The following is a 23653-nucleotide window of genomic DNA, read 5'->3' as shown; positions in this document are numbered from 1 at the left end:
GGCCCTACTCGTCGCGGTTCAGCGCGATGCCGGACACGCCGGTGCCGTCCACCAGCGGCGACGTCGGCTCGGACTCCTCCTGGGCGCCGGTCAGCGACCCCGACAGCCAGCGGTCGAACTCCGGCTCAAGGTCGCCGATCCTGCCCTCCTCGCCGTGCGCGGGCAGCACCCTGGTCTCGTGCGGCAGCGTGAAGAGCCGCTCGCCGATGGAGGTGAGCTGGTCGGCGAGGGCGGGATACTCCCCGCCGAGCTTGCCCGGCCCGTCCATGAGCAGGGTCTTCCCGGTGAAGACCGCCGCGAGGTCCTCGCAGTAGAGCGAGACGCCACCCGTGGTCACGCCGGGGGTGGCGAGCACCTCAAGCTCGACGTCGGCGACGGAGAACAGTCCCTCGTCCTCCATCTCGATGTCGGGCCAGGTCTCCTCCCAGGTCTGCCGCCACAGGCGCCTGTCCTTGGCGTGGACGGCGATCACCGCCTCGTCCCTGGCCGCCACCTCGATCGCGGCGCCCACGTGGTCGGGCAGCCCGTGGGTGCAGATGACGGCGAGGACCTCGCGGTCGCCGACCTTCTCCAGGATCTTCTCGGCGTCCCGCGCCGGGTCGATGACGATCACCTCGTCGTCGTCGCCCAGGATCCAGGTGTTGTTCTCGACCTTGTGCTCGTCGCCCTCGATGTCCACGAGGCCCGAGGTCACCACTCGTTCGATACGCGCTGTCACGGCTCAGAACCTTACTATCCCCGGCGCTTCGGACCTGCTTTACCGCACATCCCCGTCCAGTCTCGGCCCGTCCAGTCTCGGCGAGAACGCGCCGAAGGGCGGGTCCACCGCCTGGTCCTGGTCGCGCAGGTCACGCAGCGAGAGATCGGCCAGTGCGATGAAACAACCGGCCTCGGCCGGCCAGGCGACCGTCCACAGCCAGTTTCCGAGGGCCTCCCCGACGTAGACGGCGCGGTCGTCCGGCACGCCCGGCCCCGCGCACCACAGCGCCGTCGGATGGCCGCGTACGTCGATCTTCGCGTGCGGCGGGCCGGCGTCGAACCCGGCGCCGGGGTCGGGCCCGGGCAGCCCGGCGTACGCGGCCCCGAGGCCGATCCCGGGCTCCTCGGCGACGATCAGCATGTCGGCGGGGCCATGGGTGATCGACGGGCCGGTCAGGGCGACGACGCTCGCCCGCGCACCGGTCCGTTCGTCGCCCACCTCGGCGAAGCCGGTCACCAGCCACCCCGTGGGGAGCGGCCAGGGAAGCCACACGGGCACCCGTGCGGCCTCGCACAGAGCGTCGAGCGCGGCCTGCGAGGGCCGGTGGGGCGGCTGGAAGGGCAGCACGTCGCCGTGGGCGGCGCACCGCCACGAGCTCGACCAGACGTTCGGTTCATGCAGCGGCCCGAAGCACCGCGGGCAGGTTGGCGCGGTTCTCACAAATATTCACGGTGCGTCGGTGATGTCCATCAGTCAAGAGCCCACCCGTTATCTAGTCGTAATCTTGGTGTTGTGCGACATCTTGGTCTTGGAAAACGCGTCAGATGCGTCGGGGCGATCGTCGCCGATCCGGACGGGCGGCTTCTGCTCGTACGGCGGGGCCGCCCGCCCGGCGAGGGGCTGTGGTCGCTGCCCGGCGGCAGGGTCGAGCCCGGCGAGACCGACGAGGAGGCGCTGCGCCGCGAACTGCGCGAGGAGACCGGCCTCGACGTCGCGGTCGTACGGCTCGCCGGGACCGTGCTGCGGCCCGGCCCCGGCGGCGTGACGTACGAGATCCACGACTACGTGGCGACGATCCCGGGGACGGCCTCGGGCACGCCGGTCGCCGGGGACGACGCCGCCGACGCCCGCTGGTGGGCGCCGGCCGACCTGCCCGGCCTCCCGTTGACCGACGGCCTCGCCGACGCCCTTACCGGATGGGGCATCATCGGTCCGTGACCGTGCTGCGCCAGATCGTCAGGTGATCGTCGGCGTAGTCGGTGGACCTGCCGACGGCCACGACCCGGCTCCCGGAGACGGCCACCGCGCCGAGCCACTGGGAGCCCCGCCCGCCGAGGCCGTCCTGGGTGAGCGTGTGCCGCGACCAGTCCAGGCCGTCCTCGGAGATCCAGGCGGTGCTGTCCCCGTCGCCGTCCGCGTCGTCGGCGGAGCGGTGCGATCCCACCGCGACCACGCCCTTCGCGGTCGCGGTCAGGTCGAGGACCGAGGCGTCCCCGTCGGCGGGCAGCATGGCGTACTCCCAGTGCTCGCCGTCGTCGGCGGACACGGCGGAGAACGGGCGGGGGCCGTCCTCGGTCACGGCGACGCCCACCGCGACGACCCCGGCCTTCGTCGCGACCACGTGGCGCAGCCCGGCGGAGGTGGCGTCAGGCGGCAGGACCCTGCCGCGCGCGGTCCAGTTGAGCCCGTCGGAGGAGACCCAGACCACCCCTGTCTCGCGGTCGGCCGAGCCCGAGCCGCCGACCGCCATGAACCCGTGGGACGTCGCCGTGACCCCGGACAGGCGCACGCCGACCCCGCCGGCGGGCATGCTGCCGGGCGCCGAGCGGGTGATCCGCCTGAGGTCCGGGCTGAACCAGAGGGCGGCGGTCACCCCCGCCGCGCCGCGGTCCTCGCCGGCGAGGACGTAGCCCTTCTCCCCCGCCGCCACCACGCGCGGCGTGAGCAGGAAGTGGCCCGCGGGCACCTCGATCGGCGGGCCGGGCCGCCACGACCTGCCGTCCGCCGAGGTGACCAGCAGAGGCCGTGTCACGGCGGGGTCGGTCATCGTGCCGCCCACGGCGAGCCACCCCTTCGGGCCGTGCGCCACGCCGCTCAGCACTTGGCGGCCGGGGCCGCCGAGCAGATCGGGGAAGCCGGCGTCCTTCCAGTTCGCGCCGTTGTTGCCGCTCGTCCAGATGGCGGCGTCGCCATTGGCCGAGCCCACCGCCACGAACGTGCCGCCGGCCGCGGCGAGGTCCGCCGTGTCCCTGGCCAGCCGGTTGAGCCCGCCGATCTCCTTGAGCGGCACGGCGCGGGCCGCCTCGCCCTTCCCCGCCGTGATCAGCACCGGCAGGTTCTCCACGTCGCCGGGGCCCCGCTTGTCGCCGCCCGCGACCAGCGTGCCGCCGTCGGTGATGGCGAGGCCCCGCAGCGTGCCGGGGATCTCGCCGAGGTCGGCGCTCTTGGTCCACTGACGCCCATCCCGGCTGGTGTAGACGGCGTACCGCTCCCAGGCCGACTCGGCCACCGCCGCGATCCCCGCCGCCGACGCGGCGAGGCCGCGTACGCCCGTGCCCTGCGCGCCGAGCGGCCCGATCGCGCCGCACTGCGTCCAGGCGGCGCCGTCGGGCGAGCAGTACACCCGCACCTCGCCGCCGGCGGACCGCTGGCGGGTGGGGACGAGCACGAAGCCCTTCTCCGCGGCGGCGAGCGCGCCGGGCTCGGGCCGTACGTCGGAGATCGCCGCGGCCGTACGCAGCCAGGTGCGGCCGCCGTCGTCGGACCGCAGGATGACCGAGACCGTGTCGCCCGAGCCGGGGTCGGCGAGGGCCACCACCCGGTCACCGCGCGCCGCCACCGCCCGCATGCCGCGGACCTTGTCGGGCGTGCCGATCTGGTCGGTGTCGACCCGCGTCCACCCGGTGCCGTCGGCCGACACCCAGGCCACCGGGCCCGCCGTGCCGTCGCGCAGGGTCGTCGCGCCCACGGCCAGGAAGCCGGTCGCGGTCCGCGCCACGTCGGTGATCCTGTCCTGGCTCCAGAAGGCGGTCAGCCGGGCCGGGTCGACCGCGGTCCAGGAACGGCCGTCGGAGGAGACCCACATGCCGCGGGCGGCGGGGCCGGCGGGGCCCGGCGCGTCGGTGCCGACCGCGAGCCAGCGGCCGTCTCCGCCCGCGACCCGGCCCACGGCCGCCGCGGCCTCGTAGCCCGGCGCTCCGGTGACCCGGCCCAGTTGCCAGTGCGCGCCCCCGTCGGCGGAGACGAGGAACAGGGGGCGCGCGAGCGCCCCGGTCATGTCGCTGCCCGCCGCCACGACGGTCGAGCCCGCCGAGGCGAACGCGTTGAGCACCTGGCTGGAGCCGTTGCCCGGCAGGCCCGGCGCGGCGAAGGCGGTGTCGCCCGACTGGCCGTCGCCCGCGGCGAGCCGCAGCCCGGTGGTGGCCGGTCCCCGGGACCACTTGACCACCGCCACGCCCAGCACGGCCGCAACGACGAGGACCGCCGCGACGACCACCGGCGTGACCAGCCGGGGCAGCCCCCGGACCGGCGAGCCACGGCCCGGCAGCACCCGCCTGTGGTGGCGCCCTCCGCCCGGCCGCGGCGGCCCGACGGCCACGAGCACGTCGTGCCGCGCCGGGCGGCCTCCCGGCGGGCGGCCGATGCGCTCGACCGGCCCGGAGTCGGGCCCGTGCTCCGGTCCGTGCTCTAGTTCGGGCTCGGGTCCGGGCTCCGGCTCGACGGGGATCTCCGGGCGCATCCGGATGCCCGGCCCGTGCCCGTCTGTCCCGTGCCTGTCTGTCCCGGGCTCATCTCTCCCGGGCTCGTCCGGCTCCGGGTCGTCGCCGTGGCCGTGGCGTGAGGCGGGCTCGGGCGGCGTGTGCGTCCACACGTGCGCACCCCCTGGCGGGGGGCCTACCGGGGGACGCAGCGGGCCGGACGGCGGAGTGTCGATCTCGGGGGCGCCGGGGCCGTCGGGGTTCTCGCGCGGGATCTGCGCCCGGCGCGGCCGGGGCGGGCCCGAGGCGACCAGCTTGTCCGGCCGGTCCACGACGCGCCGCCGCCGGCCTCCCTCCTCCGACGGGCCGGTCGACCTGGCACCCTCGCCGTGCCAGGGGGTGGAGCCGTCAGTGGGGCCCGTGTCCGCGGCTCCCGTGTTCGCTGCTCCCGGGGCCGCGGCGCCGTACGGGGCCGAGTAGGGCCTGCGGCCCGTCCGGGGCGGGTGGCCGCCGGATAAGTGGGGCGGGGCCTCCGCCTCCGGCCGCGGCGCCCAGTCGTGCGCCTCGCCCTGCGACTCCGTCTGGGGCCCGGGGCGCGGTTCGGGGCGCGGCTCCGCGTCGCCGATCCTGCGGTAGGGCCGGGTGTCCTCGTCGTCCCCGGCCAGGACGTCCCCGGGTAAGGGCTCCCCGCCTGAGCGCTCCTGGGGTGAGGGCTCCTCGGATGAGGCGTCCTCGGGTATGGGGGCGGCGAAGGGGGGCAGTGCCCACGGGGAGGGACCCGGCGGCCGGTGATGCAGCTCCGGAGGGGGCGCGGGCGTCTCCTGTTCACCGGGCGTGCGCCGGCGGTCACGTTCGTCGGGGCCCGAGGCCACGCTCAGTACCTCCTCCCCGGAGAGGTCAATCCGGACCGTTCCACCTCTATTACGGCAAAGCGATCACAGTGATACCCCATCACGAATCCAGAGCAACACGGGAAAGCCCTGGGGACCATACCTCTCTAGTGAGATTTATCGGGAGAGAGTCTGGATTGCCCACTTTCGGGCGATTATTAGGACACCAAACCCGAAAACCGCGAACTGGACGGCCGATCCGATCAGAGCCTGCCACGGCACCGCGCCCTGCTCCAGAGCGCCGTTCATGTCGCCGGAGGCGGCCACGAGCCCGAAGGCCACGACGTTGTTCGAGACATGCAGGGCGATCGGCGCCTCCAGCCCGCCGGTGCGAACCGCGAGCCACCCCATGAGCACGCCGAACACGAAGACGTAGACGATCCCCCAGCCCGTGTATCCGTGCGAGGCGGCGAAGGCCACCGCGCCCAGCAGGATCGCCGGCCACGGGTTGCGGAAGTACGCCCCGAGCCCCTGGATGATCCAGCCCCGGTAGGCGTACTCCTCGGCCGCCGCCTGGAAGGGCACGAGCAGCACGATGACGATCAGGGCCGGGAGGAACGCCCCCCAGCCCGCCCAGGCGTATCCCGGGCCCACGCCGGCCGACAGCAGCATCCCGGCCTCGGCGGCCTGGCCGAGCACGACCGAGACCAGCGCCACCAGCAGGCAGGCCGCCAGCCACCTCCACCGCAGGCGCAGGGCCACCGAGGAGAGCGACCCGGGCGGCCTCCGCTGGAACGCCCACGCCGCACCGAGCACCAGAGGGAGCAGCAGGGCGATGACGCCCAGTTGGAACCCCAGATCGAGCACGGGATCGGCGAACAGCCGGGCCCCCGACCCCGTCATCGGCACCCCGGACACCAGGGAGACGAGGTAGGCCACCAGCCCCGCCCCAATGGAGATCACGACGAAGGTCGCCACGATCGCGAGGGTGCCTGCGATCGGCCGCCACCAGCGGTTCAGGACCGTGCGCGCCATCTGGTCGTACGGGGTGCCCGGAGGCGGAGCGACGTCCCAGCGCGTCCGCGCGGGCGGGCCCCAGGCAGCGCCTCCCCACGCAGCGCTTCCCGCCACAGAGCCTCCCCAGGCGGGAGGACCCGAGGCCGGATAGCGGCCAGGGTGCCATCCCGGCGGCGGGCCGGCCGGCCACGCGGTGCCGCCCGCGTACGGCCCGGGAGCCAGGTAGACCGCGGGAAGCCGGCGCGGATCCGGCTGTGTCTCGCTCATATGTCCATTCTTCGCGGCCCTCGCACAGCCGCTTGAGGCGGGCGGGCCTTCGGGGGGCTTCGGGCAGGCTTCAGACGGGCTTCAGGCGGGCGGGGTGAAGGCGCTCGTGCGGACGAGCCCGGCGGCGCGGCCCCGGGCCGCGACCACCAGCGCCATCTTCCGCGACGCCTCGTCGATCATCTCGTCGCCCAGCATCACCGCGCCCCGCTTCTCGACCGTCGTGTAGTACTCGTACGCGTCGAGGATCAGTTCGGCGTGGTCGTAGTCCTCCTGGGACGGGGAGAACACCTCGTTGGCCGCCTCGACCTGCGAGGGGTGCAGCACCCACTTGCCGTCGAAGCCCAGCGCGGCCGACCGCCTCGCCGACCGCCGGAAGCCGCCCAGGTCGCGGATCTGGAGGTACGGCCCGTCGACCGCCTGCAGGCCGTACGCGCGGGCGGCCATCAGGATGCGCATGAGGATGTAGTGGTAGGCGTCGCCCTCGTCGTATCCAGGGGGCTGCTCCCCCACGACCAGCGTGCGCATCCCGATGGAGGCCATGAAGTCGGCCGGGCCGAAGACCAGGGTCTCCAGCCGGGGCGACGACCGGGCGATGCCGTCGATCTCGACGAGCCCCCGGGCGTCCTCGATCTGGGCCTCCACGCCGATGCCGCCCTCGGGCAGCCCGACGGCCCGTTCGATCTGGCCGAGCAGGGTGTCGAGCCAGACCACGTGCGAGGCGTCCCGGACCTTCGGCAGCATCAGGCAGTCGAGCCTGTCACCGGCTCCCTCGACCACCTCCACGACGTCCCGGTAGGTCCACTGGGTGGTGAGGTCGTTGACCCGAACGACGACCGTCTTGCCCGTCCAGTCGCCCTCCCGCAGAGCGGCGACCACGTTGCGGCGCGCCTCCTCCTTCGCGCCCGGGGCGACGGAGTCCTCCAGGTCGAGGAAGACCTCGTCGGCGCCGAGGCCCTGGGCCTTCTCCAGGAATCGAGGGTTGCTGCCGGGCACCGCCAGGCAGGAACGTCGCGCGCGCATGGCCCTACGGTAGCGAGACCCGGCGGGTGAGCGTCCGCCGCGGCACGGCCGGCGCCCCGAACCCTTTTAGACGCGTCCCCTTAGACGCGTACGGCCTGCGGCGCCTCGGGCGCGTGCTGCGCGGCGCCGATCCGCGTGGTCGCCGACTGGGCGTACAACGCGCCGGCGAGCACGATCGCGCCCCCGGTGATCTGGGCCGCGCCGAGGTGCTCGCCGAGCAGCACCCAGGCGATCAACGCCCCGGCGATGACCTCGACCGACGCGACCGTCGCGCCGACCGCCGCCGACAGGCGCCGTACGGCGGTGACCCCGGTCACGTATGCCACCACGGTGGCCACCACGATCATCCAGAGACCGGCCGCGGCGACCGGCACGGCGTGCCCGGAGACCTCGGCCGTGCGGGTGAACGCCGCCCAGTCGATGTGCCACGGCCGCGAGAGGGGCAGCAGGACCACCGCCGAGCCGAGCATGCCCCAGCCGATCAGGCCCAGCGTGTCCACGTCGTCGCCGAACGAATCACTCATCAGGAAATATCCGGCGCAGCAGGCCGCGGCCAGCAGGCCCAGCAGCAGCCCGAGCGCGTCCAGCCGCAGGCCTTCCCAGACCTGGACGACGATCGCCAGGCCCGCGACCGCGACCAGGGCGCCCAGGTAGGCCGAGCGCGGCAGCCGGATCCGCCGGACGAACCGCACCCACAGGACCACCAGCACCGGAGAGGTGTACTCCAGCAGCAGCGCGACCCCGACCGGCAGGCGGGTGATGGCCACGAAGAACAGGCCCTGCACGGCGGCGACCGCGATCACCGAGTACGCCGCGAAGAACGGCAGCCGGTCGCGGGGGATGCGCAGCGCCCGCGGCCTGAAGACGGCGAGGACCAGCAGCAGGAGCACGCCCGCACCCGCCATGCGGACCCACACGGCCTCCAGCGGCGCGAGCCCGGCCATGCCGAGGATCTTCGCCATCGGTCCGGAGAACCCGAAGCAGAAGGCCGAGACGCCCGCGATCGCCAGGCTGACCGCCCTCATCGTCACCTGCCCATGTAATCACCAATAAAAGGCTTTGATCCTGTCACAACACGGACAGGTCCGCATCCTTGCGTAACCTGGCAGGGTGGATCGGATCTTCGTGGCCCGCCTGGCGGGGGTGGCGGTCTTCGACCCGGCCGGCGACCAGATCGGCCGGATCCGGGACGTCGTCGTCTCGCTGCGGGGGCCGCTGCTCCCCCGGGTCCACGGCTTCGTCGTCGAGGTGCAGCCGCGCCGCCGGGTCTTCCTGCCGGTCACCAGGATCACCTCCATCGAGGCCCGCGCCGTCATCTTCACCGGCAAGCTCAACATGCGCAGGTTCGAGTGCCGGGACACCGAGACGCTGGCCATCGGCGAGATGCTCGACCGCACCGTCGAATACCGCGGCGAGCGGGTCACCGTGCAGGACCTCGCCATGGAGCGGACCCGCCCCTCCGACTGGCTGATCGCGAAGGTCGCCGTACGGCGGGGGTCGCGGCGCCGGGGCGAGACGCTGATCGTCGGCTGGGAGGACGTCTCCGGCTTCACCGGGGTCCAGAAGGACCAGGGCGCGGCCAACCTGCTCGCCGTGTTCGAGGCGCTCCGCCCGGCCGACCTGGCGAACATGCTGCACGAGCTGCCCAGCCAGCGGATGGCCGAGGTGGCCGCCGCGCTGGACGACGACCGGCTCGCCGACGTCCTGGAGGAACTGCCCGAGCGCGACCAGGTGCTCGTGCTGAGCCGGCTGCACCGGGACCGGGCCGCCGACGTGCTGGAGGAGATGGGCCCGGACGACGCGGCCGACCTGCTCCAGGAACTGCCCGCCGAGCAGGCCGAGGGCCTGCTGCGCCTCATGGTGCCCGAGGAGGCCGCCCCGGTGCGGCGGCTGCTGAGCTACCGCGAGGACACGGCCGGCGGCATGATGACGACCGAGCCGGTCGTCCTGCCCCCGACCGCGACGGTGGCCGAGGCCCTCGCGCACATCCGGCAGCAGGAGCAGACGCCGGCTATCGCCGCCCAGGTGTACGTCGCCCGGCCGCCGAGCGAGACGCCCACCGGGCGCTTCCTGGGCGTGGCGCACTTCCAGCGCCTGCTGCGGGAGCCGCCGTCGACGCTGCTCGGCAGCGTGATAGACATCACCGTGGACCCGATCAGGCCGGAGTTCACGGTGGCCGAGGTGGCGGCCTACCTCGCGACGTACAACCTGGTCGCGGTCCCCGTCGTGGACGAGCTGGGGCGCCTGCTCGGCGCCGTGACCGTCGACGACGTGCTCGACCACATGCTGCCGGACGACTGGCGGGAACGACCATGACAGAGCGTCTCGACCAGCCGCGCGAGATCGGCTACCGTGTGCGGCTCTACTACGACCCCGAGGCGTTCGGCAGGTTCTCCGAACGGTTCGCGCGGTTCCTCGGCACCGCCCGCTTCATCGTCTACATGACCGTGTTCGTCGCGGTGTGGCTGCTGTGGAACCTGTTCGCGCCGGTCACGTTCGACCCGTACCCGTTCATCTTCCTCACGCTCATGCTCTCCCTCCAGGCGTCGTACGCCGCGCCGCTGATCCTGCTGGCGCAGAACCGGCAGGCCGACCGCGACCGCGTCCAGTACGAGCAGGACAAGACGACGGCCGAGCGGAACCAGGCCGAGATCGAGTACCTCACCCGGGAGATCGCCGCCCTGCGCATGGCGATCGGCGAGGTGGCCACACGCGACTACATCCGATCGGAGCTCCAGCGCCTCCAGGAGGAGCTGGGCGGCGAACCGGCGAGATCGTGCGGGGCGGGTTCTGAGGATTCCCGCTGAGTCCATAGCATGGATTCATGGCACCATCCCCTGAACAGGTCACGGCCGCCCTCGCCACGGTGAACGACCCGGAGATCCGCCGGCCGATCACCGAGCTCGGCATGGTCAAGAGCGTGGACATCTCCCTCGACGGGGTGGTGCGCGTCGGCGTGTACCTGACCGTCGCCGGCTGTCCGCTGAAGGACACCATCACCCGCGACATCACCGGCGCCGTGTCCCGGCTCGACGGCGTGTCGCGCGTCCACGTCGACATGGACGTGATGAGCGCCGAGCAGCGCAAGGAGCTGCAGACGAAGCTGCGCGGCGACCGCGGGCCGGAGAAGGAGATCCCCTTCTCCAAGCCCGGCTCGCTGACCCGCGTCTTCGCCGTCGCCAGCGGCAAGGGCGGCGTCGGCAAGTCGTCGGTCACGGTGAACCTCGCCGCCGCCATGGCCTCCCAGGGCCTGAAGGTCGGCGTCGTCGACGCCGACATCTACGGCCACTCGGTGCCGCGCATGCTCGGGGTGAGCGAGCGGCCCACCAAGGTCGAAGACATGATCATGCCGCCGGTGGCGCACGACATCAAGGTCATCTCGGTCGGCATGTTCAAGCCCGAGGGCAACACCCCGGTGGTCTGGCGTGGGCCGATGCTCGACCGCGCGCTGTACCAGTTCCTGACCGACGTCTTCTGGGGCGACCTCGACGTCCTGCTGATGGACCTGCCTCCGGGCACCGGCGACATCGCGATCTCGGTCGCCCAGCGCCTGCCCTCGGCGGAGATCCTGGTCGTGACGACCCCCCAGCAGGCCGCCGCCGAGGTGGCCGAGCGCGCCGGGTCGATCGCCGCCCAGACCCACCAGCAGATCGCGGGGGTCATCGAGAACATGGCGTGGCTGCCCTGCCCGCACTGCGACGAGCGCATCTCCGTGTTCGGCGAGGGCGGCGGCCAGTCCGTGGCCGACGCGCTGACCCGCACGCTGGGCTCGCGGGTGCCGCTGCTCGGTCAGGTGCCGATCGACATGCGGCTGCGGGAGGGCGGCGACGAGGGCAAGCCGCTCGTGCTGACCGACCCGGAGGCCCCCGCGGCGGCCGAGCTGCGCAGGATCGCGGCCGGGCTCGGCCGCAAGCCGACCGGGCTCAAGGGGCTGAAGCTCGACATCTCCCCGGTCAAGCACTGACCGGGGGCTTCTCGGTGAGCGCTCAGCAGGCGCTCAGGTCGCCTCGTTGTCGTACGGCGGAATCTCCCCCACGCCCAGCTCGGGCACCTCGGGCGTCGGGGAGTCCGACGGCCCGTGGTCCGTGTGCCCCGGGTCGTTCCAGTCCTTCTCGAGGTCGTCGAGCAGGTGCTTGCGCACGAAGTTCTTGGGGTTGAGGTCGGCCGGGTCGAAGTTGGCGAACTCCGGCCCCATGTTGGCCTGCAGGTCCGACTTGGCGTTGTTGGCCATCTGACGGAGCTGCCGCAGCGTGCGGCCCGCCTGCTGGGCGGCCTGGGGCAGCTTGTCGGGACCGAAGACGAGCAAGGCGATCACCACGAGCGCCAGGGCCTCCGCCCAGCCGAGTCCGAACATGGCGATCTCCTCCAGCAAGTACGACTGGATTCAGACTAATGCCCACGCCCGCGCGCTGGGGACGGGGGCTCGATGGGATCAGGACCGGCCGGTGAGGTCAGGACGGGGCGGCGCTGGGGGCGGGGGCCGCGCCCACGGTGACGGTGGCGGTCCGTACCTCGCCGTCGTGCCGGAACCGCAGGCGCACCTGGTCGCCGGGCGCCTTGCTGCGGATGGTGACGACCAGTTCGCGGCTGTCGCCCACGGGCCGGCCGTCGACCTCCAGGATGACGTCACCGGCCCGCAGGCCCGCCTTCGCGGCCGGCCCGCCCGGGGTGACCGGCACGGCTCCACCCTCGGTCTCCGTGGCGATCCGCACTCCCTCGCCCTGATAGTTCTGGTCGATGGTGATGCCGATCCGGGAGGTGCGGGCGGCCCCGGTGGTGATGAGCTCCTGGGCGATCCGGCGCACGTGGTTGACCGGGATCGCGAAGCCGAGGCCGATGCTGCCGGACTGCTGGCCGAGCAGCGAGCCGCCGCCGACCGTGGCGATCGCCGAGTTCACGCCGATCACCTCTCCCGCCGTGTTCACCAGCGGGCCGCCGGAGTTGCCCGGGTTGATCGCGGCGTCGGTCTGGATCGCGTTGATGAGCGCGTAGTCGGACCCGGTGCTGCCGCCGGCCTCGACGGGACGGTTGAGCGAGCTGATGATCCCGGTGGTGACGGTGCCGGTCAGGCCGAGGGGCGAGCCTACGGCGATGACCGGGTCGCCGACGACCGCCCCGTCGGAGTTCCCGAGAGGAAGCTCCGGCGCCCTGACGGCCCCGTCGGGCTTGACCACCGCGATGTCGGAGTTCGGGTCGCGGCCCACGACCCGCGCCGCGGCGGAGGTGCCGTCGTTGTAGCGCACGCGGATGTTCCCCGCCTGGCCCGAGACGGCCACGACGTGGTTGTTGGTGACGACGTAGCCGCCCTTGATGACGAAGCCCGACCCGGTGCCGGCCTCGCTGTTGCCCTTCACCTCCAGCGAGACCACGCTGGGCAGGACCTTGGCGGCCACTCCCGCGACCGACCCGGGCGGCCGTGCCGTGGGGAGGGACGACGGCGCGGTCAGCGTGTAGCCGGGGTCGACGCCGGAGGCGGGGCGGGTCAGCAGGAACGTCCCCCAGCTCGCCACCCCGCCCGCCACGAGCGCGATCACTACGGCCAGGGCCGTGAACAGCGCGATGCTGGGCCCGCGGGGCTCCGGTGCCTCCTCCGCGAAGGCCGTCTCCGAGAAGTACGACTGCGGGAACCCCGGCTGGGGCGCCCACCGGGTGCCCCAGGAGTCGTGGGAGGGCTCCTGCGGCGCCTCATGACCGGCGGGCAGGAACTCCGGCCGGTCCGACGCGCCGTGGGAACGCGTGTTGTCGGTCATCGCGACAGTCACTCCTCGCACACGACGCGCCTGTCACACCCGAACGGGTGCGGTGTCCGATCGTATGCCGTCTTCCCCGATCAGCGCGAAAGACCCCTGGTAACGCTCTGTGACGGAGTGGGCGACACGCTCACCACCGGCGCCTTGTTCGGGGCGGGATGAACGAACATCTGCCCGGGGGTCTGGCTGCTGGGAGTGGCGCTCGATCCTCCGGCCATGAGCATGGTGCCGAGGGCGACGGCGGCGGAGGCCATTCCCACGGCCACGTATCCCGCGCGTCTGGCCCTGCCGGGCCGTCCTGGCCCCGACCGTCCGTCGTCCCGGCGCCGGGGCCGGTTGTCCATCGGCCCGGCCGCGTGCATGGCGGGAAGCCGGCCGAAGGCCGGGTGGTCGGGAAAGGGCCGCATCCGCGGCGGCAACGGCCCTCCCGGCTCCGCCATCCGCAGGAGCGACATCGTGAGGTCCGCCGGCATGGCGGGCGGATCCATGGACCGTAGGCGGGTCTTCAGCGCCCGCAGCGCGTCGACCTCCGCGCGGCAGTCCGCGCAGAAGGTCAGGTGCGCCAGCGCGCGTTCCCGCTCGTTGTGACTGAGTTCGCCGTCGATGAGCGCGGAGACGCGCTCGCCAAGATGACTCACAGTCCCTCCCTGCTGAATGAAGGGGGGGTTTGGTCGCCGTTCCGGTTCGCCGAGGGCGCCCGGTGGTCGAGCGCCTCCCGCAGTTGCGCGCGACCGCGGTGGATGCGGCTGCGCACCGTGCCGAGTTTCACGTCGAGCGTCCTCGCGATCTCCTCGTAGGACAGGCCCTCGATGTCGCACAGCACCACGGCCGCCCGGAACTCCGGCGCCAGGGCGTCGAGCGCGGCCTGGATGTCGGGCTCCATGTGCGCGTCGTCGTACGCCTGCGCGGGGGACGGCTCACGGCCGTGCAGCCGCTCGGCGGCGTCGTCCGCCAGCCCTTCGAAACGGATGCGCTGCCTGCGCCGCGCCATGTCGAGGAAGAGGTTCGTGGTGATCCGGTGGAGCCACCCCTCGAACGTGCCGGGGGTGTAGCTCGACAGGGATCGGAATACCCGGACGAAGACCTCCTGCGTGAGGTCCTCGGCGTCGTGGACGTTGCCCGTCAGCCGATAGGCCAGCCGGTAGACGCGTGCGGAATGCGTTCTGACGACCTCCTCCCATGTGGGAGGCGTCCAGTCGGACACCGAAGTCTCCGCCTGGTGGTCGTGCTCGTCCACCGGCATTCCTCTCTGCAGGATCGTCGCTACAGCCATAGTGCCTGGTTTCGCCCCTTCCTGCGCACCGTGGGCCGAGCGGTCTTGAACAAAGACCGTTCAAAGCGTGCAACGTCCCCGTTGTGGCGTGAGTTCCCGTTCCGGGCCGACTCCCCTAGGCTGCGTGCAAGATGAAGCAGGGGAGGGAGAGGCCGATGGCGACACCGGCCAGCCTGGAGTACGCGGAGGAGTTCGTCCCGGAGGACGACATCCTGCGGACCGCGCGCCGGCGTGGCATCGAGGTCGGAGCGCACCCGATCCTGCCCGGGTGCGGAGCGGCGCTCTGCTTCCTCGCCACGGTGGTGAACGCCCGCTCGGTGGTGGAGGTCGGCACCGGCTGCGGGGTCTCCGGCCTGTGGCTGCTGCGCGGGATGCGCCCGGACGGCACGCTCACGAGCGTCGACGTGGAGCCGGAGCACCAGCGCATGGCCCGCCAGACGTTCGCCGAGGCGGGCTTCTCCGGCAGCCGGATCCGGCTGATCGGCGGCCGCGCGCTCGACGTGCTCCCCCGCCTCGCCGACGGCGGCTACGACATGGTCTTCTGCGACGCGTCCAAGCAGGAGTACATCGACTACCTCACCGAGTCGGTACGGCTGCTGCGCCGGGGCGGGGTCGTGGTGTTCGGCGACGCCTTCTGCGGCGACCAGGTGGCCGACCCCACCCAGAGGGACCCCGACACGGTCGCGATCCGCGAGCTGGGCAAGCTCGTCCGGAACGACGAGCGGCTGCGCCCGCTGATGCTGCCGCTCGGCTCCGGCCTGCTGGCCGCCGTCAAGCTCGCCTGAGCGGGCGTCAGGCGGCCAGGTAGCGCAGGAGCAGGCGGACGCCGAAGCCGGTGCCGCCCCTGGTGATCTCACCCTCGTCGGAGCCGGCCCGCGCGGGACCCGCGATGTCCAGATGCGCCCAGGGCCGCCCGCCGGCGAACTCGCGCAGGAAGAGCGCCGCCAGGATCGACCCCGCCGACCCCGACATCGCCCGGTCGACGTTCGCCAGGTCGGCCACCTCGGAGTCGAGCATCGCGCGGTAGTCGTCGACCAGCGGCATCCGCCACAGGCGCTCCCCGGTGGCCTCCCCCGCCCCGGCCAGGCCCGCGGCCAGCGCCTCGTCGGTCGAGTAGAGCGCCGCGATCGTCGGGCCGAGGGCGATCTTGGCCGCGCCGGTCAGGGTGGCGACGTCGATCACGACGTCGGGGTCGAGCTCGGCGTCCGCGTACGCCAGCGCGTCGGCCAGCACCAGGCGGCCCTCCGCGTCGGTGTTCAGCACCTCGACCGTCCGCCCGCCGTACTGCCTGATGACGTCGCCGGGGCGCTGCGCGGAGCCGGAGATGGAGTTCTCCGCGCAGGCCACGAGCCCGGTCACCCGCACCGGCACCTCGAAGTCCGCCAGCGCGCTCATCGCGGCGATGACGGCGGCGCCGCCCGCCATGTCGGTCTTCATCGTCTTCATGCCCTCGGTGGGCTTCAGGGACAGGCCCCCCGAGTCGAACGTGATGCCCTTCCCGGCGAGCACCACGTGGGCGCGCGGGTTCTCCGGCGTGTAGGAGAGCTGGACGAGGCGCGGCGGGTTCACCGACCCCTGGCCGACGGCCCGGATGCCGCCGAACTCGCCGAGCTCGGGCTCCGCCCACACGCGCACGTCCAGCCCGGCGCCGGCCGCCACCTCCTTCGCCTGGTCGGCGAGCCAGGCGGGGGTCTTCACGCTGGCGGGGGTGTTGACGAGGTCGCGGGCGAGCGCGGTGGCCCGCGCGAGCGCCTCGCCCCGCCGCAGCTCCCGCTCGTCCCCGCCGACGAAGACGATCTCCCGCACCGGTTTGCCCGGGCGGCCGTCTCCGATGGAGAACGAGTACGACGCCAGCAGCGCCCCTTCCACCAGGGAGGCCGTGGCCCCCTCGGCGCCGCCCTCGAAGCCCTGCCCGAAGTCCTCCTTTGTGGGGACCACGACCGACAGCGACGCCCGGCGCCTCGCCCGCCTCGCGACCGCCGCCCCGGCCCTGCGCAGCGCACCGGGCGAACCGTCGCCGACGCCGTACAGCAGGACGCGCCGCAGCCCGCCCTCGCGCAGGGCGGTCGCCTCGACGACCTCTCCGGGCTCGCCCTTGGCCTCGTACTGCGCGAGCAGCGCGTCCACCGGCACCGGCAGCTCCGTCCCGGGCACGGCGGGCGGGGTCCGGCCGGGGCCGAAGGGCACGGCCACGATGTCCGCCTCCGGCGCGGGCCCGGCGGTGCGGGGGCCGGAGAGGACCGGCGTGGTCTCGATGGGCACGTCCACCTCCAACAGAGCGGCCCCGGCGCGGAGAGACCCGCCGCCAGGGCCGTAGATCAGCAAATCGGCCGGTAGATCAGCCGACGACCTTCTTCAGCGCGTCGCCGAGGGCGCTGGCCTCGTCCGCCGAGAGCTCCACGACGAGTCGGCCGCCACCCTCCAGAGGGACCCGCATGACGATGCCCCGTCCTTCCTTGGTGACCTCCAGCGGACCGTCACCGGTCCGCGGCTTCATCGCCGCCATGCGTGTATCCCTTCCCGCCTTGTCGGCCGCCCCTGGGGGTAACCGGCGTATTCACGTTTCTGTGATGTTCTATTATCCCGCCTCGGAGCTCAAAAAGGTAACGGCCCGGCTCCGGTAGGTGGATCAATGCACGCGTCGCACGCGTTGTCGGAGGGCGGGACGTGACCCCACACTGGGTGGCGTGAACGCCCGAGCCGCGCTTTTCGATCTCTATGGGGACCACCTCCGCACCCGTGGCGGCCGCGCCTCCGTGGCCGCGCTCGTACGGCTGCTCGCGCCGCTCGGCATCGCGGCGCCGGCCGTGCGCACCGCGATCTCCCGCATGGTCCGGCAGGGCTGGCTCGATCCCGTACGGCTCCCGCAGGGACCGGGGTACGCCGTCACGCCGAAGTGCGAGCGCAGGCTCGACGACGCCGCGGCCCGGGTGTACCGCGGGGCCGACGCCCCCTGGGACGGGCGGTGGCACGTCCTGGTGCTCGAACCGGTCAGGGACCGCGCGCGGCGCGAGCGCCTGCGCTCCGACCTCGCCTTCCTCGGATACGCGCCGCTGTCAGAGACGACCTGGATCGGGCCGCGGCCGTCGCCCGAGCTCGACGCGCTGCGGATCCCCGGCCACTGGTTCGACGCGGCCTACGAGGGCGACGCGCGGAACCTGCTCGCCCGCGCGTGGGACCTGGACGCCATCGGCAGGGCGTACGAGGACTGGCTCGCCAGCGCGGCCGGCCTGGTCGGCTCCCTGCCGGAGGGCGCCCCGGACGACCAGGTCTTCGCAATCCGCAGCGAACTGGTGCACGGCTGGCGCAACTTCCTGTTTCGCGACCCCGGCCTGCCCGCCGACCTGCTGCCGCCGGGCTGGCCGGGTGAGAAGGCCCGCGCGTTCTTCGACCAGGAGGCCGCCCGGCTGCTGCCCGCCGCCGCCGCGTTCGTGGACCGCAACCTGGCCGCGAGCTGAGACCCGCGACGGTCAGGCGCCGCGGAGGGCGGTGACGGCCTCGCGGACGTGGCAGTCGGCGACGTGGTCGTTGACCAGCCCGATGGCCTGCATCAGGGCGTACGCCGTGGTGGGCCCGACGAAGCGGAACCCGTTCTTCTTCAGCTCCTTGGCCAGGGCGACCGAGCCGGGGGTGCGGGCGGGGACGTCGGCGAGCGTGGCCGGCGCGACGCGCCCGGGCTCCTCGGCGTACCGCCACACGAGCTCCGACAGCCCGCCCGGCACCTCGGCGGCGGCCCGGGCGTTGGCGATCGCGGCCTCGATCTTGGCGCGGTTGCGCACGATGCCGGTGTCGGCGAGCAGACGCTCCACGTCCTCCTCGCCGAACGCCGCCACGGCGGGGATCGAGAACCCGGCGAACGCCTTGCGGAAGTTCTCCCGCTTGCGCAGGATCGTCAGCCACGACAGGCCGGACTGGAACGCCTCCAGGGTGATCCGTTCGAAGACGAGGTCGTCGCCGCGGACCGGCCGGCCCCACTCCTCGTCGTGGTAGGCGACGTAGTCCGGCGTCGAACCCGCCCAGCCGCACCGGATCACCGCGATCACCATGGGATCACCGCGGGGTCACCATGTCTCTTCGGCGTCGGAACGGTCGCCGTCCCCGCTCTCTCTGGCCGCGCTCTCTCTGGCCGCCGCCACGGGCACCTCGGGCCGGTCGCGGGGCTTCTCATCGGCCATGTCGCCGGTTTCGTCGCCGGTCTTGTCGTCGGCCACCTCGGGGGCCGCGTCGCGCGCCCGCGGCTGTCCGTACGCCAGTTCGGCCACCCGCTGCTCCAGCACGGCGATGCGGGTGTCCCGCTCCGCGAGCGCGATCGACACCCGGTTCAGGGTCTCGTCCACGGCATGGGTGCCGTAGCCCACGAGACTGATGGGAAGCCGGAGCGTCATCAGGTCGGTGGGGGTTAACTCTCCGGCGGCGGGCAGGCCGAGCGGCGGCGCATCGGAAGAGAACTCCGCCATCTCGCCTCCATGGCCCAACGAGACCATCACCACACACGCGATCACGGCGAGCCCGGCGATGACGAGTACGACCAGCACATACGAATCGTGCCACAACTCGTGCGCGTGCGAGCATGGAAGGCATGACGCTGGTGATCGGGCCGGACGACCCGGCCGACCCGGAGTGGGCCGAGGCCGCCTCGCTGCCGGAGGTGTCCGCGCTGGTCCGGGCGGGGCGCACCGTCCTGGTGACGCTGCCGGAGGACGAGACCGAGGCGATCGCCGCCGCCGCGGCGTACGCCTGGGCGGGCGCGAGCGTCTTCCGGACCTCCCACCCGGCGACCTCCCAGCCCGTCACCTCCCAGCTCGTACGGCAGGCGCTCGACATGACCGAGGCCCTGCTGGGCCGCCGTCCCCCGGCCCTGGCCCGCCGCGGCCTGGCCTGAGGCGCGCGCTCAGGGGGAGCTCTCGCCGAGTTCCTCTCCGGTGGGGCGCAGGTGCGGGACCCGCCGTTCGAGCAGGTCGAGCGCCTCGTCCACGGTGGTCGCCCACGCGATCGCGTCGAAGGCGTCGGGCCGCAGGAAGCCCTGCTCGTACATGCCGTCGACCAGGACGCGGAGGGGTCCGTAGAGCCCCCAGGGGTCGAGCACGACCAGCGGCCGTTCGTGCATGCCGAGCACCCGGGACGTCCAGATCTCGAACAGCTCCTCCAGCGTGCCGATGCCGCCGGGAAGCACGAGGAAGGCGTCGGACCTGGCGTCCATGACCCCCTTGCGCTCGCGCATGTCCGCGGTGACGATCAGCTCGTCGGAGTCGGTGTCGGCGATCTCGATGTCCACGAGCACCTGGGGGATCACGCCGATCGTGTGGCCGCCGCCCGCGCGGACGGCCCGTGCGACCTCACCCATGCAGGAGACGACGGCGCCGCCGCTGACGAGGCCGTGGCCCCGGCGGGCCAGCTCCGTGCCGACCTCGCCGGCGAGGTCGGCGTACTTCCGGTCGATCCGCTGGCTGGACGAGCAGTAGACGCAGACGAACACGCCGACACCCTACTCGCCGCGGCGGTCCGCCTCCATGATGGTCCGTACGGCCTCGTCGGGGTCGTCGGTGACCGAGACCAGCTCGACGTCCTGCGGGGAGATCTTGCCGGACGCCATCAGGGTGTCGCGGATCCAGTCGATCAGCGGCGTCCAGAAGGCGACGCCCATCATGATCACCGGGAACGAGGTCACCTTTCGTGTCTGGACCAGGGTCAGCGCCTCGAACAGCTCGTCGAGCGTGCCGAACCCGCCGGGCAGGGCCACGAACCCGCTGGCGTACTTCACGAACATGGTCTTGCGGACGAAGAAGTAGCGGAACTCGATGCCGAGGTCGACGTAGTCGTTGAGCCGCTGCTCGTGCGGCAGTTCGATGCCGAGGCCCACCGAGACGCCGCCCGCCTCCAGCGCGCCGCGGTTGGCCGCCTCCATCACCCCGGGGCCGCCGCCGGTGATCACCGCGTAGCCCGCCTTGGCGAGCGCCGCGCCGACCTTCACCCCGAGTTCGTACTCCGCGGTGTCGGGACCGGTGCGGGCCGACCCGAAGACGGTCACGGCCGGGGGAAGGTCGGCGAGGGCGCCGAAGCCCTCCACGAACTCGGACTGGATGCGCAGGACCCGCCAGGGGTCCTCGTGCAGCCAGCCGGTGGGGCCCCGGCGGTCGAGCAGGCGCTGGTCGTGGGTGGATTCGGGGACGAGGCCGCCGCGAACCAGCGACGGGCCCTGCCGGCGTTCGGGTCGGGAGTAGTTCATGCCCGTCACGCTAACGCCCGGACCGGGGAGCGACGTACCGGCGCATGCGGTGGCCGATTAGTTATGTCCCAAAAGTCATATCCGGTCCTGTTCATCACCGATGCATCAATAGCATCGGAGCCCGTGAAGCACCCTTCGAGTACCGCTGTCTTCGTCGACCACAGCGGCCGCAGGAGCAAGATCCTGACCGTCACCGCGATCGTCACCGGAGTCCTGGTCACGGCTCTCACGCTGACCTTGATGGCCGGCGTCTTCGGGGGTGTGGTCGGCGGCTCCGGGCTGCCCGCGCTGAACTGGCCGGCCAAGCGCGGAAACCCGGACGCCGCGCATCCGCAGACGCGCTCCCCCAGCCCTTCCCGGCAGGCGCGGACACCCGCCTCCGGCGAGAGCGTGTCGTCGGCGCCCGCGGTCCGCACCACCCGGGCGACCCGTCCGTCCGCCTCCTCGTCGTCTCCCGCGCCGTCCTCCGTGCCGTCCTCCGTGCCGTCCCGGCGGCCCTCGCCGTCCGCGCCGGCGGAACCGTCGCCGGAGCCGTCGCCCCGGCCCTCGCCGTCGTCCGAGGCCACGCGGTCGCCCGCGCCGAACCCCGGCCACGGCGGCACTCCGCCCGGCCAGGTCGGCCGCACCCGTGGGCCCAGGTGAGCAAGCAGGTGAGGACGCGATGAGGGCAGGACGGCGGGGCAGGCGGACCGACCCCCGCGGCCACTGGTTCCTGGTGGCGATCGCGGCCCTGCTGACGACCGGCGCGCTGCTGCTCAACGGATTCGCGCATAACGTCGTCGGGGAGACGCACGCGCCCCCGGCGGCGGGCGAGGAGCGCTCCGCCGAGCTCGACCAGGTGCGCTCGGGCGGCCCGGTCGTCAACGCCTCCGGCCCGCGCCCGCGCAGCCTGCGGTCCGCCGCCCGAACGGTCGCGCTGACCTTCGACGACGGCCCCGACCCGAAGTGGACCCCCCGGATTCTCGACGTGCTGCGCAGGCACGGCGCCAAGGCCACCTTCTTCGTGGTGGGCGCGCACGTGGCGGAGCATCCCGGGCTGACCCGCAGGATCCTGGCGGAGGGCCATGAGCTCGGCAGCCACACCTACACCCACGCCGACCTGGCGGGCACCGCGCCGTGGCGCACCCGCCTGGAGATGTCCCTCACGCAGAAGGTCCTGGCGGGCACCACGGGGGTCCACACGCGCCTGGCGCGCCTGCCCTACTCCTCCTCGCCCTCCGCGGTCGGAAGCGCCCAGCTCGCGGCCATGCGCGCGCTCGGGGACGAGGGCTATCTGGTGGCCCTCACCGACCTCGACTCGCGGGACTGGAGCCGTCCCGCCGTCGCCCGGATGGTGGCGGACACGCTCCCGCACCGGGGCCGGGGCGCGGTGGTCATGTTCCACGACGCCGGCGGCGACCGGAGCCGGACCCTGGCCGCGGTCGACGCGTTGCTGGACGCGCTCGACAGGAAGGGCTACGCGGCCACCACGCTCACGAAGGCGGTCGGGCTGCCCTCGGCCCACACGCCCGCCGGAGGCGGCGAGCGGGTCATCGGCGGCGCCCTCGCCGCCGCCCAGCGGATCTCGGCCGCCTTCACGGGCTCACTCGGCTGGATCCTGTCCGCGGCCGGGGTGCTCACCTTGGCCCGGCTGGCGTTCTTCGTCTCGCTGGCCTGGGTCCACGCCCGCAGAACGCGCCGCAGGCGCCCCGAGAACACCCCGCGGCGCAGGCGCGACCGTGCTCCGGTGTGGCCGGCCCCGCCGCCCGTGTCTGTGATCGTCCCCGCGTACAACGAGGAGGCGGGGATCGAGGCGACGGTCCGCTCGCTCGTCACGACGGACTACCCGGGGCAGGTCGAGGTCCTGGTCGTGGACGACGGCTCCAGCGACCGCACGGCGGAGATCGCGGCCTCGCTGGGACTGCCCGGAGTACGGGTCATCCGGCAGCCGAACGGCGGCAAGCCCTCCGCGCTCAACACCGGGATCGCCGAGGCCGCCCACGACATCCTGGTCATGGTCGACGGGGACACCGTCTTCGAGCCGTCCACGATCGGGAACCTCGTCCAGCCGCTCGCCGATCCCTCGGTGGGCGCGGTCAGCGGCAACACGAAGGTCGGCAACCGCCGCGGCATGGTCGGGCGGTGGCAGCACATCGAGTACGTCATCGGGTTCAACCTCGACCGGCGCGCGTTCGACCTGCTCGGCTGCATGGCGACGGTGCCCGGAGCGATCGGCGCCTTCCGCCGGCAGGCGCTGCTGTCGGCCGGCGGCGTCAGCCTCGACACCCTCGCCGAGGACACCGACCTCACGATGGCGATCTGCCGGGCGGGGTGGCGGGTCGTCTACGAGGAGCGGGCCAGGGCCTGGACCGAGGCGCCCACCTCGCTGCGGCAACTGTGGCGCCAGCGCTACCGCTGGTGCTACGGCACTCTCCAGGCCATGTGGAAGCACCGGGGGGCGGTGCTGGAGCGCGGCCCGTTCGGCCGCAGGTGCCTCGGTTATCTCACCCTCTTCCAGGTGATCCTGCCGCTGCTGGCCCCGGTGGTCGACATCATGGCCGTCTACAGCGTCGCGGTCGCCGACCCGCTGCCCGTCGTCGCGGTCTGGGCCGGTTTCGTGACCGCCCAGGCCCTCAGCGGCTGGTACGCGCTGCGCCTCGACGGGGAGCGTGCCTCGGCGCTGTGGGTGCTGCCGCTCCAGCAGTTCGTCTACCGGCAACTGATGTATCTGGTGGTGATCCAGTCCGTCGCCACGGCCGTCCTGGGCGTCCGGCTGCGGTGGCACACCGTACGGCGGGAGGGCACGTTCAGCACTTCGAAGAATCTTGAAAATGTTCCCGGAGACGTGGAACCGGTCTTCGCCGAGGCCCCGTCTAAGCGATGAGGGTGCTGC

General features: G+C 73.1%; 25 protein-coding genes. 9 read left to right on the top strand and 16 right to left on the bottom strand.

Annotation, left to right across the window (positions count from 1 at the left end):
* Positions 1-4 precede the first annotated feature (4 nt).
* Positions 5-718 carry an MBL fold metallo-hydrolase gene (locus F5972_RS29145; protein ID WP_150937960.1) on the bottom strand — a complete coding sequence of 238 codons (714 nt, stop codon included), beginning with the start codon at positions 716-718 and terminating at the stop codon, positions 5-7.
* A gap of 39 nt (positions 719-757) precedes the next feature.
* Complete coding sequence (locus F5972_RS29140) at positions 758-1420, bottom strand: DUF6758 family protein (RefSeq protein WP_150937958.1); 663 nt, start codon at positions 1418-1420, stop codon at positions 758-760.
* Between the two features lie 72 nt (positions 1421-1492).
* On the opposite strand from F5972_RS29140, the gene F5972_RS29135 reads away from it, so the two are divergent.
* Positions 1493-1918 (top strand): NUDIX hydrolase, encoded by a 426-nt coding sequence (locus F5972_RS29135; protein WP_225311996.1) that lies wholly within the window; start codon positions 1493-1495, stop codon positions 1916-1918.
* On the opposite strand, the gene F5972_RS29130 is transcribed toward F5972_RS29135, so the two are convergent.
* The 4 genes from F5972_RS29130 to F5972_RS29115 all read right to left on the bottom strand — a co-directional run bounded on the left by F5972_RS29130 (position 1905) and on the right by F5972_RS29115 (position 8557).
* Positions 1905-5270 carry a beta propeller repeat protein gene (locus tag F5972_RS29130; RefSeq protein ID WP_150937953.1) on the bottom strand — a complete coding sequence of 1122 codons (3366 nt, stop codon included), beginning with the start codon at positions 5268-5270 and terminating at the stop codon, positions 1905-1907. The two genes, F5972_RS29135 and F5972_RS29130, sit on opposite strands and share 14 nt — an antisense overlap.
* A gap of 135 nt (positions 5271-5405) precedes the next feature.
* The gene (locus tag F5972_RS29125; protein WP_225311995.1) at positions 5406-6512 is read right to left on the bottom strand and encodes a type II CAAX endopeptidase family protein; all 1107 of its coding nucleotides are present in this window, start codon (positions 6510-6512) and stop codon (positions 5406-5408) included.
* An 81-nt stretch (positions 6513-6593) separates the two neighbouring features.
* Positions 6594-7532, bottom strand: coding sequence for an HpcH/HpaI aldolase/citrate lyase family protein (locus F5972_RS29120; protein WP_150937948.1), 939 nt, complete (start codon positions 7530-7532; stop codon positions 6594-6596).
* Positions 7533-7612: 80 nt separating this feature from the next.
* Positions 7613-8557 carry an EamA family transporter gene (locus F5972_RS29115; RefSeq protein WP_150938108.1) on the bottom strand — a complete coding sequence of 315 codons (945 nt, stop codon included), beginning with the start codon at positions 8555-8557 and terminating at the stop codon, positions 7613-7615.
* An 85-nt stretch (positions 8558-8642) separates the two neighbouring features.
* Here F5972_RS29115 and F5972_RS29110 point away from each other — a divergent pair, with 85 nt between their 5' ends.
* Genes F5972_RS29110 through F5972_RS29100 form a run of 3 tightly spaced genes read left to right on the top strand, consistent with a single transcriptional unit; the run spans position 8643 to position 11496 of the window.
* Positions 8643-9848, top strand: coding sequence for a magnesium transporter MgtE N-terminal domain-containing protein (locus F5972_RS29110; RefSeq protein ID WP_150937946.1), 1206 nt, complete (start codon positions 8643-8645; stop codon positions 9846-9848).
* The gene (locus F5972_RS29105; protein ID WP_150937944.1) at positions 9845-10339 is read left to right on the top strand and encodes a DUF1003 domain-containing protein; all 495 of its coding nucleotides are present in this window, start codon (positions 9845-9847) and stop codon (positions 10337-10339) included. The genes F5972_RS29110 and F5972_RS29105 overlap by 4 nt, the downstream gene beginning before the upstream one ends.
* 17 nt (positions 10340-10356) lie before the next feature.
* On the top strand, positions 10357-11496 hold the full coding sequence (locus F5972_RS29100; protein WP_150937942.1) for an Mrp/NBP35 family ATP-binding protein: 1140 nt from the start codon (positions 10357-10359) through the stop codon (positions 11494-11496).
* Positions 11497-11529: 33 nt separating this feature from the next.
* Here the strand turns inward: F5972_RS29100 and F5972_RS29095 are convergent, their stop codons facing one another.
* The 4 genes from F5972_RS29095 to sigE all read right to left on the bottom strand — a co-directional run bounded on the left by F5972_RS29095 (position 11530) and on the right by sigE (position 14525).
* The gene (locus F5972_RS29095) at positions 11530-11886 is read right to left on the bottom strand and encodes a sec-independent translocase (RefSeq protein ID WP_150937940.1); all 357 of its coding nucleotides are present in this window, start codon (positions 11884-11886) and stop codon (positions 11530-11532) included.
* Positions 11887-11983: 97 nt separating this feature from the next.
* Positions 11984-13282: a S1C family serine protease gene (locus F5972_RS29090; protein WP_150937938.1), complete on the bottom strand. Its 1299-nt coding sequence runs from the start codon at positions 13280-13282 to the stop codon at positions 11984-11986.
* Positions 13283-13362: 80 nt separating this feature from the next.
* Complete coding sequence (locus F5972_RS29085; RefSeq protein WP_150937936.1) at positions 13363-13920, bottom strand: anti-sigma factor family protein; 558 nt, start codon at positions 13918-13920, stop codon at positions 13363-13365.
* A complete protein-coding gene (gene sigE, locus F5972_RS29080) occupies positions 13917-14525 on the bottom strand; it encodes an RNA polymerase sigma factor SigE (protein WP_111701367.1) in 609 nt (202 codons plus the stop codon). Before sigE ends, F5972_RS29085 begins: the two co-directional genes overlap by 4 nt.
* Positions 14526-14710: 185 nt before the next feature.
* Here sigE and F5972_RS29075 point away from each other — a divergent pair, with 185 nt between their 5' ends.
* A complete protein-coding gene (locus tag F5972_RS29075; RefSeq protein WP_150937934.1) occupies positions 14711-15340 on the top strand; it encodes an O-methyltransferase in 630 nt (209 codons plus the stop codon).
* Positions 15341-15347: 7 nt separating this feature from the next.
* Here the strand turns inward: F5972_RS29075 and F5972_RS29070 are convergent, their stop codons facing one another.
* Together F5972_RS29070 and F5972_RS29065 are read right to left on the bottom strand one after the other, a co-directional pair.
* Positions 15348-16817 (bottom strand): leucyl aminopeptidase family protein, encoded by a 1470-nt coding sequence (locus F5972_RS29070; RefSeq protein WP_225311994.1) that lies wholly within the window; start codon positions 16815-16817, stop codon positions 15348-15350.
* Positions 16818-16893: 76 nt separating this feature from the next.
* Positions 16894-17061 (bottom strand): DUF3117 domain-containing protein, encoded by a 168-nt coding sequence (locus F5972_RS29065; RefSeq protein ID WP_076433904.1) that lies wholly within the window; start codon positions 17059-17061, stop codon positions 16894-16896.
* A 181-nt stretch (positions 17062-17242) separates the two neighbouring features.
* Here F5972_RS29065 and F5972_RS29060 point away from each other — a divergent pair, with 181 nt between their 5' ends.
* Positions 17243-18013, top strand: coding sequence for a PaaX family transcriptional regulator (locus tag F5972_RS29060; RefSeq protein ID WP_150937932.1), 771 nt, complete (start codon positions 17243-17245; stop codon positions 18011-18013).
* Positions 18014-18025: 12 nt separating this feature from the next.
* Here the strand turns inward: F5972_RS29060 and F5972_RS29055 are convergent, their stop codons facing one another.
* Positions 18026-18601, bottom strand: a complete 576-nt coding sequence (locus F5972_RS29055; RefSeq protein WP_150937930.1) for a DNA-3-methyladenine glycosylase I — start codon at positions 18599-18601, stop codon at positions 18026-18028.
* Positions 18602-18616: 15 nt separating this feature from the next.
* The gene (locus F5972_RS29050) at positions 18617-19090 is read right to left on the bottom strand and encodes a hypothetical protein (protein ID WP_150937928.1); all 474 of its coding nucleotides are present in this window, start codon (positions 19088-19090) and stop codon (positions 18617-18619) included.
* A gap of 44 nt (positions 19091-19134) precedes the next feature.
* Between F5972_RS29050 and F5972_RS29045 the strand changes: the two genes are divergently transcribed.
* Positions 19135-19437 carry a hypothetical protein gene (locus tag F5972_RS29045; RefSeq protein ID WP_150937926.1) on the top strand — a complete coding sequence of 101 codons (303 nt, stop codon included), beginning with the start codon at positions 19135-19137 and terminating at the stop codon, positions 19435-19437.
* A 9-nt stretch (positions 19438-19446) separates the two neighbouring features.
* Here the strand turns inward: F5972_RS29045 and F5972_RS29040 are convergent, their stop codons facing one another.
* Together F5972_RS29040 and F5972_RS29035 are read right to left on the bottom strand one after the other, a co-directional pair.
* On the bottom strand, positions 19447-20031 hold the full coding sequence (locus F5972_RS29040; protein WP_150937924.1) for an LOG family protein: 585 nt from the start codon (positions 20029-20031) through the stop codon (positions 19447-19449).
* Between the two features lie 9 nt (positions 20032-20040).
* Positions 20041-20781: an LOG family protein gene (locus F5972_RS29035; RefSeq protein ID WP_150937922.1), complete on the bottom strand. Its 741-nt coding sequence runs from the start codon at positions 20779-20781 to the stop codon at positions 20041-20043.
* A 123-nt stretch (positions 20782-20904) separates the two neighbouring features.
* On the opposite strand from F5972_RS29035, the gene F5972_RS29030 reads away from it, so the two are divergent.
* The gene (locus F5972_RS29030) at positions 20905-21423 is read left to right on the top strand and encodes a hypothetical protein (RefSeq protein ID WP_150937920.1); all 519 of its coding nucleotides are present in this window, start codon (positions 20905-20907) and stop codon (positions 21421-21423) included.
* 19 nt (positions 21424-21442) lie between these two features.
* Positions 21443-23644 carry a bifunctional polysaccharide deacetylase/glycosyltransferase family 2 protein gene (locus F5972_RS29025; protein ID WP_150937918.1) on the top strand — a complete coding sequence of 734 codons (2202 nt, stop codon included), beginning with the start codon at positions 21443-21445 and terminating at the stop codon, positions 23642-23644.
* Positions 23645-23653 lie beyond the last annotated feature (9 nt).

Source organism: Microbispora cellulosiformans, from assembly GCF_008728085.1.
In the GTDB taxonomy this organism is placed as follows: Bacteria; Actinomycetota; Actinomycetes; order Streptosporangiales; family Streptosporangiaceae; genus Microbispora; species Microbispora amethystogenes.
Note: the sequence above shows the minus strand (reverse complement) of the source record. Positions and strands in the feature narration are given on the sequence as shown.